Origin of the sequence: Citrobacter sp. Cpo103 (assembly GCF_030332605.1) — a bacterium.
Classification (GTDB): domain Bacteria; phylum Pseudomonadota; class Gammaproteobacteria; order Enterobacterales; family Enterobacteriaceae; genus Citrobacter; species Citrobacter portucalensis.
Genome location: NZ_JAOWHO010000035.1, coordinates 433896 through 449186 on the forward strand (window position 1 = coordinate 433896; position 15291 = coordinate 449186).

A 15291-nucleotide genomic window follows, 5' to 3' on the forward strand; every position below is an offset into this window, starting at 1 on the left:
ACTTCGCGTATTTATGGATGTCGTTGTCAATATAGTTCGTCTTTACCCCTGAGTGGAGATCTGCGCGCGGTGCTGCTCGGCCTGTACCTCATGAGCAAATGAATGGCCGTTGTTTACCGATTGGTGAACAACCATCGCTTTTTCATGTTCATTCATTTGTGAAAATGATTTCGCATTGGTTGATGTTGACGATGAATTATTTGCTTGCGCGGCATGTGCTTGTGCCATTTGTTGATGTGCAGGGGCATCGCTGTTATTCATCATTTCATGAGCCATTACGGCCTGCTGATGCATTTTGGGTGTTTCTGCCGCATTAACGCCAGCTGAAATAAAAAACGCGATAGCTAAAAAAGAGGACATCTTATTCATCATATTTCTCCTGTTTGGGTTTACGGAAGAAAGTATAATTAATAGGGGCTGTCAGTGGCGTGACAGGATTATGACGGTTGTGTCAGACAACAGGTGATGACGGGTATAAGCGTCATCACCATAAATTACATCGCGTGCTTGGGCAGCGTCAGAATAAAGCGAGTGGCATGAGGGTCGGAAGTCACCGAGACTTTTCCTTGATGGGCAGTCACAATTGATTTCACAATCGCCAGACCAATGCCGCTGCCTTCGCCCTTACGCTGTCGTGAAGGGTCTACCCGATAAAATCGGTCAAAGAGTCGCGGAAGATGTTGCGGGGGAATGGGGTTTCCGGGATTCTCAACGACTATCTGCACCTGGCCATCCGCCTCTTTCACCCGCACGGTTACCGACTCGCCTTTTGGCGTATAGCGCATGGCATTTGACAGCAGATTACTCATTGCCCGGCGTAACATTAATGGGTCGCCTGAAACCCAGCATGCGCGTCCTTCAAACCGTAAACCAACCTCACGCTCTTCAGCCCAGGCTTCGAAAAAGTCGAACACTTTACCGACCTCATCAGCCAGATTGAGCGCTTTTTTTTCTGGGATCAGCTGATTGTTATCCGCCTGCGCCAGAAACAGCATATCACTCACCATCTTCGACATACGGCCAAACTCTTCGAGATTGGAATACAGCACATCTTCCAGCTCTTTTTGGCTGCGGGTCTGGCTGAGCGCAATCTCCGTTTGAGTGACGAGGTTAGTTATTGGCGTGCGGATCTCATGGGCAATATCCGCCGAGAAGTTCGACTGGCGTTTAAATACGTCCTCGATGCGTTCGATCATGTGATTAAACGAACTCACCAGCTGTTCCAGTTCAATAGGAACAGCTTGCGGATCGAGGCGTACATCGAGATCTTTCGAGGTGATATTTTGGATGCGACGACTGACGTTACGAATCGGTTCATGACCTTTGTATACGGCGAACAACACGATAAAAACAATCATCATGCTAATCAGCGATGCTGTCATAATCAGCTTGTTTTTCAGATCGTTAATATAGTGCAGATGAAAGTCGATCGATAATGCCAGATACAGCGTATACGCTGGTTTTCCATCGGCAAGTTGTCCTACCGGCAGGCGAATCATTCGCCAGTTAGACGATGTTTTCTGTCCGTGGATATGTTTGGAGGTTTGCAGTGTGGGGCCTGAGATAATAAAAACATCGCTGGCATGAGCATTTTTATCGGGCCTTGCACTGGCGATAAACTGCCGAAGATCCGGCGCATTGGGCGAATGGAAAATGGCCTTCTGGTTGCTATCTTCCAGAGAAATAATGACGTTCGAATAACCCGCCACCACATTTTTTAGCGTTTCCAGGCGGCGTGATTCTGGCTCGTTGGGTTGGTTAATAATCCTCTCCAGCGTGGCGCTAATCTCTTGTAAATCGTTGATGTCCTGCTCGGCGAAGTGGACTTTCACGGAGTGGATCATTATCCATGCAAAGGCGAAAAATGAAGCAATTGTCGCCAGACTGATAAAAAAGGTCAGTCGTGTCGCCAGTGAAAAAGGGCGCCGCCATCGTTTACTGGTCATCAGGAACCTCAAGCATATATCCCACACCGCGCACGGTCTGAATCAGTTTCGGCTCAAAATCGTTATCAATTTTGGCGCGCAGACGCTTAACAGCGACGTCGATAGCATTAGTATCGCTGTCAAAATTCATATCCCAGACCTGGGAGGCGATCAGTGAGCGGGGTAAAACTTCCCCCTGATGGCGCAGGAAAAACTCAAGCAGCGTAAACTCTTTGCTGGTCAGGGTGATGCGCGTACCGCTGCGGGTGACTTTCCTGCTGACCAGATCGACCATTAAATCCGCGACCTGAAATTGGCTTTCGACAATCACCGCAGCGCCCCGGCGCAGCAGCGTTCTGACCCGTGCCAGCAGTTCGGCGAAGGCAAACGGTTTAACCAGGTAATCATCAGCACCCAATTCCAGACCTTTAACCCGATGCTCAATGGTACCCAGTGCGGTGAGGAGAAGAATGGGCATTCCTTTGTTGGCGGAACGCAGCATCCGCACGATATCCCAGCCGTTTACATCCGGCAGCATGATGTCGAGTATGAGCAGGTCGTAATCGCCGGTCATCGCCAGGTGATACCCGTTCAGGCCGTTATCCGCTAAATCCACGACAAAACCCGCTTCCGTCAGGCCTTTTGTCAGGTATTCACCGGTTTTTTTCTCATCTTCGACTATCAAAACCTTCATCGCATTCTCCTTCTCGCACTGGTTGTGCGGACTTTCAATTCTAGGGAAGCGGGATCGGATAGCAATCTGTTATTAGGAAAATGACAGTTTTGTCATTTTCCTGTCACCGGTTAAACAGAGTCACTTCGTTAAAGTACAAGACTATAAATTCCTACTTATTTTAGGGACATCAGTCCGGTCAGGACGAGAAGAACTATGAGCAAATTTAAGCTTCTTACTCTCAGCGCTATATTCGTGCTCGCTGGTTGTTCATTGGCGCCGGACTATCAGCGCCCGGCTTTGCCGGTGCCACAGCAATTTTCTTTAAGCCAGAATTCCCTGGTGTCGGCGCCTGGCGAATACCAGGACACGGGGTGGCGAACCTTTTTTGTTGACGACCAGGTGAAGGCGTTGATTGGTGAGGCGCTGATCAATAACCGCGATTTACGCATGGCGACGCTGAAGGTTCAGGAAGCGCGAGCGCAGTATGGCGTCACGGACGCTGACCGTTATCCGCAAATCACGGCAGGCTCCAGCGGTACCTACAGCGGTAAATTAAAAGGTGATAGCAGCACCGATCGTGAATTCGAAGCTGGACTCAATCTTAGTTTCGACCTGGATTTCTTTGGGCGACTTAAAAATATGAGTGAAGCCGAACGGCAGAACTTCTTCGCCAGCGAAGAGGCGCGTCGGGCGGTGCATATCTTATTAATTTCCAACGTGTCGCAAAGTTATTTCAACCAGCGCCTGGCTTACGCGCAGTTGCAAGTTGCCGAAGAAACGCTGCAAAACTATCAGCGCTCTTACGCTTTTGTAGAGAAGCAACTGATAACCGGTAGCACCAACGTACTGGCGTTGGAACAAGCGCGCGGTGTGATTGAAAGTACGCGTAGCGAAATTGCCAAGCGTAAAGGTGAGTTGGCACAGGCCAATAACGCGCTGCAACTGTTGCTGGGTACATACGGGAAATTACCCGATGACCAGGCGCGCAGCCGTGGGGATCTTAAACCGGTAACGCTGCCGCCATCGCTTTCATCGCAAATACTGTTGCAGCGCCCGGATATTATGGAAGCTGAGCACGGATTATTGGCGGCAAATGCCAATATCGGTGCTGCGCGGGCGGCATTTTTTCCGTCGATAACGTTGACCAGTTCCGTGTCCAGTAGCAGTAGCGATCTTTCCAATTTATTTAATGCCTCCAGCGGCATGTGGAATTTTGTCCCCAAAATAGAGCTTCCAATCTTCAACGCCGGACGTAATCAGTCCAATCTCGACCTGGCAGAAATTCGCCAGCAACAGTCAGTAGTGAATTACGAACAAAAAATTCAGAACGCGTTTAAAGAAGTGGCGGATGCACTGGTGTTGCGCCAAAGCATTGCCGATCAAATTAGCGGGCAGCAGCGTTACCTGGATTCATTGCAAATCACACTACAGCGCGCCAGAGCGCTTTATCAGAATGGTGCAGTTAGCTATATCGAAGTATTAGACGCAGAACGTTCTTTATTCGCTACGCGGCAATCGCTGCTCGATCTTAATTACGCCCAACAGGTTAATGAAATTAAACTGTTTGCTGCCTTAGGCGGCGGTTGGGTGGAGTAATCCTTAATATTAACTTTTCAGGAGCATGATGTATGAATACTACCGCCAAAGCCGTACTGTTTAGCCTTTTCTCTGTGGTTATGTTTAACGCCCAGGCCAATGAAAATCAGCATGGCGAGATGATGAATATGCAGCCAGCGGCTCAACAGGAACAACTCATTAGTGCTACCGGGGTGATTGAAGCTGTTGATATGGAGAGTAAAAAAATCACGATCAAACATGACCCTATTCCAGCGGTGAACTGGCCGGCCATGACGATGCGCTTTACGCTGGTTGCTGATACGAAGGCTGATGATATTAAGCCTGGCGATAAGGTCGCGTTTACGTTTGTTCAGCAGGGAAATCTCTCTGTGTTACGCGATATTCACATCAGTAAATAACGTTCTCGCTGGTCTCTTTTATTCTTGCCCGGGTTTTTGCGAACGCGGGCGAGACTATCGCGCAATGGAAATCACTATGGCGTCTTTAAATATTAAAAATACCGCACTTATTCTCGGTAGCATGATTGCCGGCGGGATTATTTCTGTCGGTGTTTATACTTATTATTCATCGGCAAAAATATTGTCTGTAGCCGGGCCAGTTCAGCAAAAAGAAGCCAGAAAAGTGTTGTTCTGGTATGACCCCATGTATCCGAACACGCGCTTTGATAAACCGGGTAAATCGCCGTTTATGGATATGGATCTGATCCCGAAATATGCCGATGAAGAGACCGCGAACGCGTCATCACCAGGCGTGCGCATCGATCCTACACAGACCCAGAACCTGGGGCTGAAAACAGAGCCAGTGCGTCGTGGACCACTGCACTACGCGCAAACTTTCCCGGCCAACGTTAGTTATAACGAATACCAGTTTGTTATTGTTCAGGCACGTTCTGCGGGCTTTATCGAGAAGGTTTACCCGCTGACAGTGGGGGACAAAATTAAGCAGGGTTCGCCGCTGATCGACCTGACTATTCCTGATTGGGTTGAGGCGCAGAGTGAATATTTATTGCTGCGGGAAACGGGAGGTAGCGCGACGCAGGTGGAAGGGATTCTGGAGAGATTACGTCTGGCTGGAATGCCTGAAGCGGATATTCAGCGCTTAAAATCGACGCGTAAAATTCAGACCCGCTTTACCCTGAAAGCCCCTATCGATGGGGTGATCACCGCATTCGATTTGCGTACCGGTATGAACATTTCTAAAGACAATGTGGTCGCGAAAATTCAGGGTATGGACCCGGTATGGGTCAGCGCGTCGGTTCCGGAATCAATCGCCTGGCTGATTAAAGATGCCTCGCAATTTACCATCACCGTGCCCGCCTGGCCGGATAAGCCTTTCACCATCAGCAAGTGGAGTATCTTACCAAGCGTTGATGCGACCACGCGGACGTTGCAAATCCGTTTGCAGGTTGATAACCCCGATGAGGCGCTCAAGCCTGGGATGAATGCTTACCTGCAACTGAAAACACAAAGCGAGCCAATGCTGCTGATCCCGTCTAAAGCACTGATTGATACGGGTACCGAGCAGCGGGTCATCACCGTTGATAACGAAGGCCGATTTGTGCCGAAACAGGTTGCGGTATTCCATGAATCCCAGGGGCTGACGGCTATCCGCTCCGGCCTGACCGAAGGCGAAAAAGTGGTGTCCAGTGGCCTGTTCCTGATTGATTCTGAAGCGAATATCTCTGGCGCACTGGACCGTATGCGCGCCCAGAACAGTAAGGCGCAAGACGCAGCCGCCATGCCAGCCCAGGCGACCCATTCACACTGAGGACATGATAAATGATTGAATGGATTATCCGTCGTTCGGTGGCAAACCGTTTTCTGGTGATGATGGGGGCGCTGTTTCTTAGCGTCTGGGGAACCTGGACCATCATCAATACGCCGGTTGATGCGCTGCCCGATCTCTCTGATGTTCAGGTGATCGTCAAAACCAGCTATCCGGGGCAGGCGCCGCAAATTGTTGAAAATCAGGTGACCTACCCGCTGACCACCACCATGCTGTCGGTACCCGGCGCGAAAACCGTGCGCGGTTTCTCGCAGTTTGGTGATTCCTACGTGTACGTCATTTTCGAAGATGGTACCGATCCTTACTGGGCGCGCTCGCGCGTACTGGAGTATCTCAACCAGGTTCAGGGAAAATTACCGGCTGGCGTTAGCGCGGAAATGGGACCGGACGCCACGGGCGTCGGCTGGATATTTGAGTACGCGCTGGTGGATCGCAGTGGGAAACATGATCTGGCGGAATTACGCTCTCTTCAGGACTGGTTTTTAAAGTATGAGTTAAAAACGATTCCTAACGTGGCGGAGGTCGCCTCGGTAGGCGGCGTGGTTAAACAGTATCAGGTCGTTATCGATCCGATGAAGCTGACGCAATATGGCATCAGCCTGGCGGACGTGAAATCGGCGCTGGATACGTCGAATCAGGAAGCGGGCGGCTCATCTGTTGAGATGGCTGAAGCGGAATATATGGTCCGCGCCAGTGGATATCTGCAAACGCTCGATGATTTTAATAACATCGTCCTGAAAACAGGGGCCGACGGTGTACCTGTTTACCTGCGCGATGTGGCGCGCGTACAGATTGGGCCGGAAATGCGCCGTGGGATCGCCGAACTGAATGGCGAAGGCGAAGTCGCGGGCGGGGTGGTTATCCTGCGTTCCGGTAAAAATGCACGTGAGGTGATCTCTGCCGTTAAAGCCAAGCTTGATACGCTGAAAAGCAGCCTGCCGGAAGGCGTAGAGGTAGTTACAACATACGATCGCAGTCAGCTCATCGATCGTGCGATTGATAACCTCAGCTACAAGCTGCTGGAAGAGTTTATCGTCGTGGCGCTGGTGTGCGCGCTGTTCCTGTGGCATCTGCGTTCGGCGCTGGTGGCGATTATTTCCCTGCCGCTGGGGCTGTGTATCGCGTTTATCGTGATGCATTTCCAGGGGTTGAACGCCAACATCATGTCGCTAGGGGGAATTGCCATTGCCGTCGGGGCGATGGTTGATGCCGCAATCGTGATGATTGAAAACGCCCATAAGCGGCTGGAAGAGTGGGGGCATCATCATCCGAATGAAAAGCTCGATAACGCAACGCGCTGGAAGGTTATTACTGACGCCTCGGTAGAAGTCGGCCCGGCATTGTTCATCAGCCTGTTGATCATCACGTTGTCGTTTATCCCCATTTTCACGCTTGAGGGGCAAGAAGGGCGACTGTTTGGCCCGCTGGCGTTCACCAAAACGTATGCCATGGCAGGCGCGGCATTTCTGGCGATTGTGGTTATTCCGATCCTGATGGGATTCTGGATCCGTGGAAAAATACCGGCCGAAAGCAGCAACCCGCTTAACCGTTTCCTGATCCGTATTTACCATCCGTTGTTGCTGAAGGTGTTGCACTGGCCCAAGACCACCATTCTGGTGGCGGTGCTTTCAATACTGACGGTTGTCTACCCGCTGAATAAAGTCGGTGGTGAATTCCTGCCGCAGATTAACGAAGGTGATCTGCTGTATATGCCTTCGACATTGCCGGGGATCTCAGCGGCGCAGGCAGCGGACATGCTGCAAAAAACCGACAAGCTGATCATGACCGTTCCTGAAGTGGCACGCGTGTTTGGTAAAACCGGTAAGGCAGAAACCGCAACAGACTCCGCGCCGCTGGAAATGGTTGAAACGACGATCCAACTGAAGCCGCAGGACCAGTGGCGTCCGGGGATGACGATGGACAAAATCATCGCCGAGCTGGACAAAACCGTACGCTTGCCGGGGTTGGCGAATCTGTGGGTTCCGCCGATTCGTAACCGTATCGACATGCTCTCTACGGGGATCAAAAGCCCAATTGGCATTAAGGTGTCGGGTAATGTTCTGGCAGATATCGACGCCACGGCGGAGCAAATTGAAGAGGTGGCCAGAACCGTGCCGGGTGTCTCTTCGGCGCTGGCCGAGCGTCTGGTGGGCGGACGCTATCTCAACGTAGATATCAATCGTGAAAAAGCGGCCCGGTACGGCATGACTGTAGGTGCTGTGCAGCTGTTTGTCACTTCAGCGGTAGGAGGGGCAATGGTGGGCGAAACGGTGGAAGGGATTGCACGCTATCCTATCAACCTGCGCTATGCGCAGAGCTATCGTGATAGCCCGGAAGCATTGCGTAATCTGCCGATTCTGACGCCCATGAAACAGCAAATTACGCTGGCGGATGTCGCCGATGTGACGGTGGTTTCGGGGCCTTCGATGCTGAAAACCGAAGATGCGCGACCAACCAGTTGGATTTACATCGACGCCCGAGATCGTGACATGGTCTCAGTGGTGAACGATCTGAAAAAGGCTATTGCTGAAAAGGTCCAGTTAAAGCCGGGGACCAGCGTGGCGTTTTCGGGGCAATTCGAGCTGCTTGAGCGCGCCAGCCATAAGCTCAAGTTGATGGTGCCAATGACGCTGATGATTATCTTCGTCTTGCTTTATCTGGCCTTCCGTCGCTTTGGCGAAGCGCTGCTGATTATCACCAGTGTGCCTTTTGCGCTGGTGGGCGGCATCTGGTTCCTTTACTGGATGGGTTTCCATATGTCGGTCGCAACAGGGACCGGATTTATCGCCCTGGCAGGTGTTGCTGCGGAGTTTGGCGTGGTGATGCTGATGTACTTGCGCCACGCTATTGAAGCCGAACCCGCGCTGGAAAATCCGCAAACCTTTACGGCGGATAAGCTGGATGAAGCGTTATATCACGGTGCCGTGCTGCGCGTGCGGCCAAAAGCGATGACCGTGGCGGTGATTATCGCGGGTCTGTTACCTATCTTGTGGGGGACGGGAGCAGGCTCAGAAGTCATGAGCCGCATCGCCGCGCCGATGATTGGCGGCATGATCACCGCGCCATTGCTGTCGCTATTCATTATTCCGGCTGCGTATAAGCTGATGTGGCTGCACAGACACCGTAGCCAAAAGTAATGCTTTGAAACGCTCGCCTGCGTCGGTTTGGTCGCCGAAGCAGGCGCTGCGTTATACCTCCAGTGCCTTCACGCGTTTGCGGTACTCGCCCGGCGTACAGCCAAATTCTCGTAAAAAGACTTTATGGAATGACGATTCGCTGGCGTAGCCCACCGACTCGGCCACCACAACCAATGGCTGCGCCCCACGTGACAGCATCTGGGCAGCGAATTGCAGGCGTAAAGTGGTTAATACTGCGAGCGGCGTGGAGTTTGAGACTTCACGAAATAGCTGCGCGAAGCTGGCCCGCGACATATGCGCACGTTTCGCCAGTTCTTCGACGGTCCAGGCAAATGCCGGGGACTCCAGCATCATGAAGACGACAGCCCCTAGTTTGGGATGAAGCAGTAGATTCAACACGTTTTGAACGGGGGTCGCCTTGGTTAACCATTCGCGAACGGCTAAGGCGAACAGTGTGGCGCATTGTTGACTGCAGACTACACTGGAACCTGGCAGAGTACTCATGGATTCCTGTTGCATCAAAGCAATCATGGCCTTGAGCCAATGGCTGACAGGGCTATTTTCATCAGGTGCCAGAACCAATACTTCCGGTAACGCAGTTAAAAAATAGCGTGAGGAAGCGTGCATTCGAAGGCTGCCACAAACAATGTGTGTTTGTTCATCGCCAGACTGGCAGAGCCGATGTGCGGAGTTTTGCGGCAGAATCACGATAGTACCGGGCCGCAGAGTAAAAGATGTCCCATCGGGCATGTCCAGTTGGGCTGCACCTTGTGTGACCGTATGCCAGCGGATAATGGACAATTCACCTGCTGCGTGCGGCAGTTGCCAGTCCCTGCTCAGTAGGCAGTTTTGGTCAATTGAGCCTTGTGGGTCGTTAAGCATCAGTAATCGGCTAAGGGCATCCATGGAGACTCCTGAACATTTTTTTGTTGTCGTTTATTGAAACGCTATTATCTCTTTATTTCATTATTATATTAATACCTTCAAAGTGTTAGTGTAATGATTCATTCTCGAAATGTTAGTCATCTTTAAGGCTATTTTAGACGATCTGACAGTTATCGGCGAGTTGTGGATACATTGTTCAGGCAGAGTTAGAGATATATTTCAGTTCATCAAACGAACAGTGACTTGGCGGAGAGACAGCATGAATCAGTATCAGGCGATTATTATTGGATTTGGCAAAGCGGGTAAAACGCTGGCGGCAACACTGGCCAAAACGGGTTGGCGGGTAGCGATTATTGAACAGTCAAACACCATGTATGGCGGGACATGCATCAATATCGGCTGTATCCCAACCAAAACCCTGGTACATGATGCTGAACTTCAGCATGACTTTACCGAAGCAATGCAACGCAAGGCCTCTGTTGTCAGTTTTCTGCGCGATAAAAATTTCCATAATCTTGCCGATCTGGAAAACGTGGATGTGATTGAAGGTCGTGCTGAATTCGTTGATAACCATACTGTGCGAGTCGTGCAGTCAACAGGCGAGATTGAGCTGAGCGGCGAGAAAATCTTTATTAATACTGGCGCCCAGTCAACGATTCCAAACGTTGAGGGATTAACCACGACACCTGGCGTATTTGACAGCACCGGGCTGTTGAATTTGACGCAACGTCCAGAGCGTCTGGGCATTTTGGGCGGTGGGTATATCGGCGTTGAATTCGCATCAATGTTTGCCAACTTTGGTAGCAAAGTCACTATTTATGAAGCAGCTCCGCAGTTTTTGCCTCGTGAAGACCGGGATATTGCTGACGCTATCGCCAACATTTTACGCGACAAAGGCGTCGAGCTGATCCTCAATGCCAACGTGCAGTCGGTCTCCTCTCATGATGGTGCAGTACAGCTGCACATGCCGGAGGGGGCCCAGACGGTGGATGCGCTGTTGGTAGCATCAGGTCGCAAACCGGCGACAGAAAACCTGCAATTGCAGAAAGCGGGTGTGGATGTAAACGATCGTGGTGCCATTGTTGTGAATAAATATTTGCGTACATCGGCAGATAACATTTGGGCAATGGGCGATGTCACTGGTGGATTACAATTTACCTATATCTCGCTGGATGACTTCCGTATTGTGCGTGACAACCTGCTAGGCGAGGGGTTACGTAACACGGGCGATCGTCAAAACGTACCGTATTCCGTCTTTATGACGCCGCCGCTTTCCCGCGTCGGAATGACTGAAGAACAGGCTCGCGCCAGCGGTGCGGCGGTTCAAGTCGTGACGTTGCCGGTAGCGGCTATCCCGCGAGCGCGGGTGATGAATGATACGCGTGGTGTTCTTAAAGCGGTGGTGGATAGTGAAACGAAACAAATATTAGGCGTATCGCTGTTGTGTGTGGATTCTCATGAAATGATTAATATCATCAAGACGGTTATGGATGCAGGGTTACCTTATACCACATTGCGTGACCAAATATTTACCCATCCAAGCATGAGCGAATCACTAAACGATCTCTTTTCTCTCATTAAATGATAATAACGTAGTCTGCATATTTGCCCCACCCGTGTGGGGCTTTTTTTTATTTGTTTTTTATATTCCTGATACTAATTGACAGTTATTCTGGCGTTACGGATGGAATAAAATAAAGTGACATGTTTTATTATATTCCCACTGAAATAACTCGTTAATGGAAATAGAAATGAACATGTTTAAATCTACGTTACTAATGACTGCATTACTGACTGCTCCGGTGACATTTTCCGCGTTAGCGCAAACAGAGGTTGCCCACATTAGCGTATCAGCCGTGTCTGGCTCTCCTTCCGTGGTGGAAGATGCCATTACGAAACTGGCGCAGGAAAAGAATGCGACTTCCTGGAAAATTACCTCAATGCGCATTGATAGCAGCACTCACGCAACGGCAATTTTGTACAAGTGAGGAGAGCCGGGATGGAAAAGTATCTTCGTATATTGGGCAAAGGCGATAGGGTTGGATTAACCTTGATTCGCCTGAGTATCGCGATTGTTTTTATCTGGATTGGTTTATTAAAATTTGTACCTTACGAAGCCGACAGCATTACGCCGTTTGTCGCCAATAGTCCGGTAATGTCATTTTTTTATGAGCATCCAGAAGAATACAAACAACATTTAACCCACGAAGGTGAATTCAAACCGCAGGCTCGTGAATGGCAGACGGCGAATAACACGTATACGTTCTCAAATGGCCTGGGCGTAGTCGAAGTTCTTATCGCTTTGCTGGTGCTGGCTAATCCTGTTAGCCGTTGGTTGGGATTAATTGGCGGCGTTCTGGCATTTGCCACACCAATTGTTACCTTATCATTTTTAATAACCACTCCAGAAGCATGGGTAATGCCGCTGGGTGATTTACACCACGGATTTCCGTACTTGTCAGGCGCCGGGCGGTTGGTGTTAAAAGATACGTTAATGTTGGCGGGAGCAGTGATGATTATCGCAGATTCATCCCGATCAATAATTAAGCAGCGGTATTGAATTTTTAACGTTGTGCCCTCTGTAAGATAGCAAGCCACTATAGTTCGATTCGGTACTTACCGGGCCAGCAGGATGCTGGCTTTTTTCTGACTTAAGGTAAATTTATTAAGCATATATAAATTGCAATTATTCAATTTAGAAGCATAACGAGTCAGAGCTATATTTTTAGTTAATGATAGAGTGCAGTAAACATCTTCTCTTATCCCCCGCGATAGCACGCCAACCCGCATGTTGCGTAGCCCCTCCATCATGATTGCTTTATTTTTTTCTGTACAATTCTTGCTATCTGTTATCTCAAAACCTCATTTTAAAAATTTTGTTATTCGCTTTTGTTATAGCCAGTACGCAAGTTCGCGTGGTTTTAGGCCTGGCTTGAGCTAGAATTAATCCTGATTAAATGTTTTTACGTATCAATAACTGACTAAAGATAGTTAAAAACTTAATTTTTAACCAACTGTTTGACATGGAATCCACTATGGTAATTAAGCACCAGGGGTGGATGCTGATCTCGCGTTTTGTGAGTAACCAAAGGCGGGACATATCTTAAATATGGAAATAAGGGTTTTAGAATGAGCTTTGGCTTAGCAAAGGAAGACAAGTTTGAAATCATCGCTATCCTTCGTGAAGAGCTTCATAAGAAAACGAAACTGGAAATCCTGTGTGGAGACAGTAGCGTTATCACGCAGTTAGAGAAGATTGATTTCGAACGGTTTGTCATCTCCGGACACGGAGACATTGTTCCTGAAAAGGTCCAATACTTTATCCTGCACAGTGAAAGCGGGATTGTAAAATTTAGTGCCAGGTTCGAACAAACCTCGTCAGCAGGTGCGGAAGCAGGATTATCCTACTTCATCCCGGATATGATTTTCTTTGCCCAGCAGAGACAAAATCAGCGTTTTTCATTCCTGAAGGGTTATGACTTTTTCTGTTTTGGTCGTTACAAAAATGGAGAAAACTACTCTCTCAAGATTAAAAATATCTCGCAGGGTGGTTGTGCGTTAATCGTTAAAGATGTAAACGCCCGTTTTCTTTATAAAGATGCGGTAATTAAAAGTGCATCTCTGGATTTCGATACCTTTGGAAGTTTACAACTGGACTTAAAAGTGATCGATGTCGTCCCGATCAATGAATTTGATGAGGATAATCAGTTGTATTCCTGTCATCAGATTTCATGTGAGTTCGACTTTAAAAATCGTCGTGAAGAGACTGAAGTCGAGAAAATCATTATTAAATTTTTAATGAGTAACAAGATTAGAAGCTTATAAGGAACGGTGAACAGGATGTTGATGTGTGGCAGTGATAATTTTGTGGGCAATGGTATGTTTGCCTACCTGACCAGCAAACATGTACCGATACAAACATTCCAGTTTGAGGATATGTTGCATCAGTCATCATTATGCCAGCATCAAACCATGGTTTTTAATATCATTGATAATGAACAAGCGTGTTCAGACATTGTTCAGTTTTTGAATAAAAATCGATTCAAATTTTATAATAACGTCGTGGTGATTGTTGCTGATAGTTTGGTGGCGAAATTATGCGTAGAGTTATTATATGTCGAAAAAACAATAGTTTTGACTGAAAAATCTTCACTGCGTGATTTTGGTCAATTGGCAACATTATCAGTCGGGAAATGGAACCCCCGACTGTATCGTTCGCAGAAGAGATTAACCGAAAGAGAACAGCAGATCCTGAACTTACTGGTAAGTGGTTATACAGCCAAAGAAATTTCTGAGTTAGTTAGCCTGAACTATAAAACGATTCAGGCACATAAGATGAGAGTCGTCGCCAAGCTTGGCCTGACCAATACCTCTGATTTAAATAAGTTAATTGTCAGATTTACCCATCGTATGTCTTTTTTACCCTAACCTGACCATTCTTTTCTGATGTAATACACCTAATAGTAGATACAATTCGGGAGTGATTTTGACTGGTTTTTAATTTTATGATTTGTAGAGGGAGAGGGGAATGTTTAATTCCAATGAGGTGCTAACTGCGCTTGAAAAGGCTTTGAATACCAGTCAACTTTATATGGTTTATCAGCCTATTTTCAATTTGCATGCCCAGCGTATAAGCGGATTTGAAGCATTAATGCGTTGGAATAGTCCTCAGATGGGTATGATCTCTCCCGATGTTTTTATTACCTTACTGGAAGATAGCGGCAATATTATTTCCATTGAAGATATGGTTACTCACTCTCCGTGGGATGTTGCAACTTCCTGGCCTGACCCCATTGTATTATCCGTCAATATTTCCGCGCTTGAATTCTGCGATCCTCTGTTACCCCAACGCGTCAGACAAAATCTTGCCACTTCCGGATTGCCGGTCCATCGATGCCAAATAGAGGTCACGGAAACGTCACCGCTGTGTGACAGCCAGATTGCGGCTAAAAATATGACGGAATTAAAGGCGATAGGGGTCAAGCTTGCACTTGATGATTTTGGAACCGGCCATGCTAATCTTAATTACCTGTTGAAATATCCCTTTGACACCTTAAAAATTGATAAGGAATTTGTCACCGGTATTGAGCCCGACACCCGATCAACAAAGATTGTTGAGGGTATTATTTCACTGGCGCATAATTTTGGCATTGAAGTTCTTGCCGAAGGGGTGGAAACCCAGTCCCAGCTGGAGCGGTTGATGCAGATTGGTTGTGACAAAATTCAAGGCTTTTTCATTTCTCCCCCGGTGCTGGCAGAAGAGATCCCTTCACTCTTAGCACAATATAATCGTTAATCCCTCCTT

At 48.5% G+C, this 15291-nt stretch carries 14 protein-coding genes; 10 read left to right on the plus strand and 4 right to left on the minus strand.

The window, feature by feature from the left end; all coding sequences use genetic code 11:
- Window positions 1–42 precede the first annotated feature (42 nt).
- From OGX89_RS18625 to cusR, 3 genes are all read right to left on the minus strand, one after another.
- Complete coding sequence (locus tag OGX89_RS18625; RefSeq protein ID WP_003831135.1) at window positions 43–369, minus strand: PcoE/SilE family metal-binding protein; 327 nt, start codon at window positions 367–369, stop codon at window positions 43–45.
- A gap of 125 nt (window positions 370–494) precedes the next feature.
- Window positions 495–1946 (minus strand): Cu(+)/Ag(+) sensor histidine kinase, encoded by a 1452-nt coding sequence (locus tag OGX89_RS18630; protein ID WP_063941362.1) that lies wholly within the window; start codon window positions 1944–1946, stop codon window positions 495–497.
- On the minus strand, window positions 1936–2619 hold the full coding sequence (cusR, locus tag OGX89_RS18635; RefSeq protein WP_003831137.1) for a copper response regulator transcription factor CusR: 684 nt from the start codon (window positions 2617–2619) through the stop codon (window positions 1936–1938). The genes OGX89_RS18630 and cusR overlap by 11 nt, the downstream gene beginning before the upstream one ends.
- A gap of 195 nt (window positions 2620–2814) precedes the next feature.
- Between cusR and OGX89_RS18640 the strand changes: the two genes are divergently transcribed.
- The 4 genes from OGX89_RS18640 to OGX89_RS18655 all read left to right on the plus strand — a co-directional run bounded on the left by OGX89_RS18640 (window position 2815) and on the right by OGX89_RS18655 (window position 9101).
- Entirely contained in the window at window positions 2815–4197 is a 1383-nt protein-coding gene (locus tag OGX89_RS18640; protein ID WP_126955885.1) for an efflux transporter outer membrane subunit, read from the plus strand.
- Between the two features lie 32 nt (window positions 4198–4229).
- A complete protein-coding gene (gene cusF / locus OGX89_RS18645; RefSeq protein ID WP_008784023.1) occupies window positions 4230–4577 on the plus strand; it encodes a cation efflux system protein CusF in 348 nt (115 codons plus the stop codon).
- 76 nt (window positions 4578–4653) lie between these two features.
- Complete coding sequence (locus OGX89_RS18650; RefSeq protein WP_126955884.1) at window positions 4654–5946, plus strand: efflux RND transporter periplasmic adaptor subunit; 1293 nt, start codon at window positions 4654–4656, stop codon at window positions 5944–5946.
- Between the two features lie 11 nt (window positions 5947–5957).
- Entirely contained in the window at window positions 5958–9101 is a 3144-nt protein-coding gene (locus tag OGX89_RS18655; RefSeq protein WP_003831141.1) for a CusA/CzcA family heavy metal efflux RND transporter, read from the plus strand.
- A gap of 51 nt (window positions 9102–9152) precedes the next feature.
- On the opposite strand, the gene rclR is transcribed toward OGX89_RS18655, so the two are convergent.
- Window positions 9153–10007 (minus strand): reactive chlorine-specific transcriptional regulator RclR, encoded by an 855-nt coding sequence (rclR, locus tag OGX89_RS18660; protein ID WP_286560931.1) that lies wholly within the window; start codon window positions 10005–10007, stop codon window positions 9153–9155.
- 238 nt (window positions 10008–10245) lie between these two features.
- Here rclR and rclA point away from each other — a divergent pair, with 238 nt between their 5' ends.
- The 6 genes from rclA to OGX89_RS18690 all read left to right on the plus strand — a co-directional run bounded on the left by rclA (window position 10246) and on the right by OGX89_RS18690 (window position 15282).
- Window positions 10246–11571, plus strand: coding sequence for a reactive chlorine resistance oxidoreductase RclA (gene rclA / locus OGX89_RS18665; RefSeq protein ID WP_003831143.1), 1326 nt, complete (start codon window positions 10246–10248; stop codon window positions 11569–11571).
- A gap of 172 nt (window positions 11572–11743) precedes the next feature.
- Entirely contained in the window at window positions 11744–11974 is a 231-nt protein-coding gene (gene rclB / locus OGX89_RS18670; RefSeq protein ID WP_185879272.1) for a reactive chlorine resistance periplasmic protein RclB, read from the plus strand.
- An 11-nt stretch (window positions 11975–11985) separates the two neighbouring features.
- Window positions 11986–12546 carry a reactive chlorine resistance membrane protein RclC gene (gene rclC / locus OGX89_RS18675; RefSeq protein ID WP_008784029.1) on the plus strand — a complete coding sequence of 187 codons (561 nt, stop codon included), beginning with the start codon at window positions 11986–11988 and terminating at the stop codon, window positions 12544–12546.
- 569 nt (window positions 12547–13115) lie between these two features.
- Window positions 13116–13811 (plus strand): flagellar brake protein, encoded by a 696-nt coding sequence (locus OGX89_RS18680; protein WP_003831147.1) that lies wholly within the window; start codon window positions 13116–13118, stop codon window positions 13809–13811.
- A gap of 21 nt (window positions 13812–13832) precedes the next feature.
- Entirely contained in the window at window positions 13833–14414 is a 582-nt protein-coding gene (locus OGX89_RS18685; RefSeq protein WP_185879271.1) for a helix-turn-helix transcriptional regulator, read from the plus strand.
- Between the two features lie 100 nt (window positions 14415–14514).
- Window positions 14515–15282, plus strand: a complete 768-nt coding sequence (locus tag OGX89_RS18690) for a putative bifunctional diguanylate cyclase/phosphodiesterase (protein ID WP_003831149.1) — start codon at window positions 14515–14517, stop codon at window positions 15280–15282.
- Window positions 15283–15291 lie beyond the last annotated feature (9 nt).

Bases quoted from the DNA above. Each gene is read 5' to 3' on its own strand.
- rclB (WP_185879272.1), top strand. From the start codon at position 11,744: ATGTTTAAATCTACGTTACTAATGACTGCATTACTGACTGCTCCGGTG.
- OGX89_RS18640 (WP_126955885.1), top strand. From the start codon at position 2,815: ATGAGCAAATTTAAGCTTCTTACTCTCAGCGCTATATTCGTGCTCGCT.
- OGX89_RS18680 (WP_003831147.1), top strand. From the start codon at position 13,116: ATGAGCTTTGGCTTAGCAAAGGAAGACAAGTTTGAAATCATCGCTATC.
- OGX89_RS18655 (WP_003831141.1), top strand. From the start codon at position 5,958: ATGATTGAATGGATTATCCGTCGTTCGGTGGCAAACCGTTTTCTGGTG.
- rclR (WP_286560931.1), bottom strand. From the start codon at position 10,007: ATGGATGCCCTTAGCCGATTACTGATGCTTAACGACCCACAAGGCTCA.
- OGX89_RS18690 (WP_003831149.1), top strand. From the start codon at position 14,515: ATGTTTAATTCCAATGAGGTGCTAACTGCGCTTGAAAAGGCTTTGAAT.
- OGX89_RS18625 (WP_003831135.1), bottom strand. From the start codon at position 369: ATGAATAAGATGTCCTCTTTTTTAGCTATCGCGTTTTTTATTTCAGCT.
- cusF (WP_008784023.1), top strand. From the start codon at position 4,230: ATGAATACTACCGCCAAAGCCGTACTGTTTAGCCTTTTCTCTGTGGTT.
- rclA (WP_003831143.1), top strand. From the start codon at position 10,246: ATGAATCAGTATCAGGCGATTATTATTGGATTTGGCAAAGCGGGTAAA.
- OGX89_RS18685 (WP_185879271.1), top strand. From the start codon at position 13,833: ATGTGTGGCAGTGATAATTTTGTGGGCAATGGTATGTTTGCCTACCTG.
- OGX89_RS18630 (WP_063941362.1), bottom strand. From the start codon at position 1,946: ATGACCAGTAAACGATGGCGGCGCCCTTTTTCACTGGCGACACGACTG.
- OGX89_RS18650 (WP_126955884.1), top strand. From the start codon at position 4,654: ATGGCGTCTTTAAATATTAAAAATACCGCACTTATTCTCGGTAGCATG.
- cusR (WP_003831137.1), bottom strand. From the start codon at position 2,619: ATGAAGGTTTTGATAGTCGAAGATGAGAAAAAAACCGGTGAATACCTG.
- rclC (WP_008784029.1), top strand. From the start codon at position 11,986: ATGGAAAAGTATCTTCGTATATTGGGCAAAGGCGATAGGGTTGGATTA.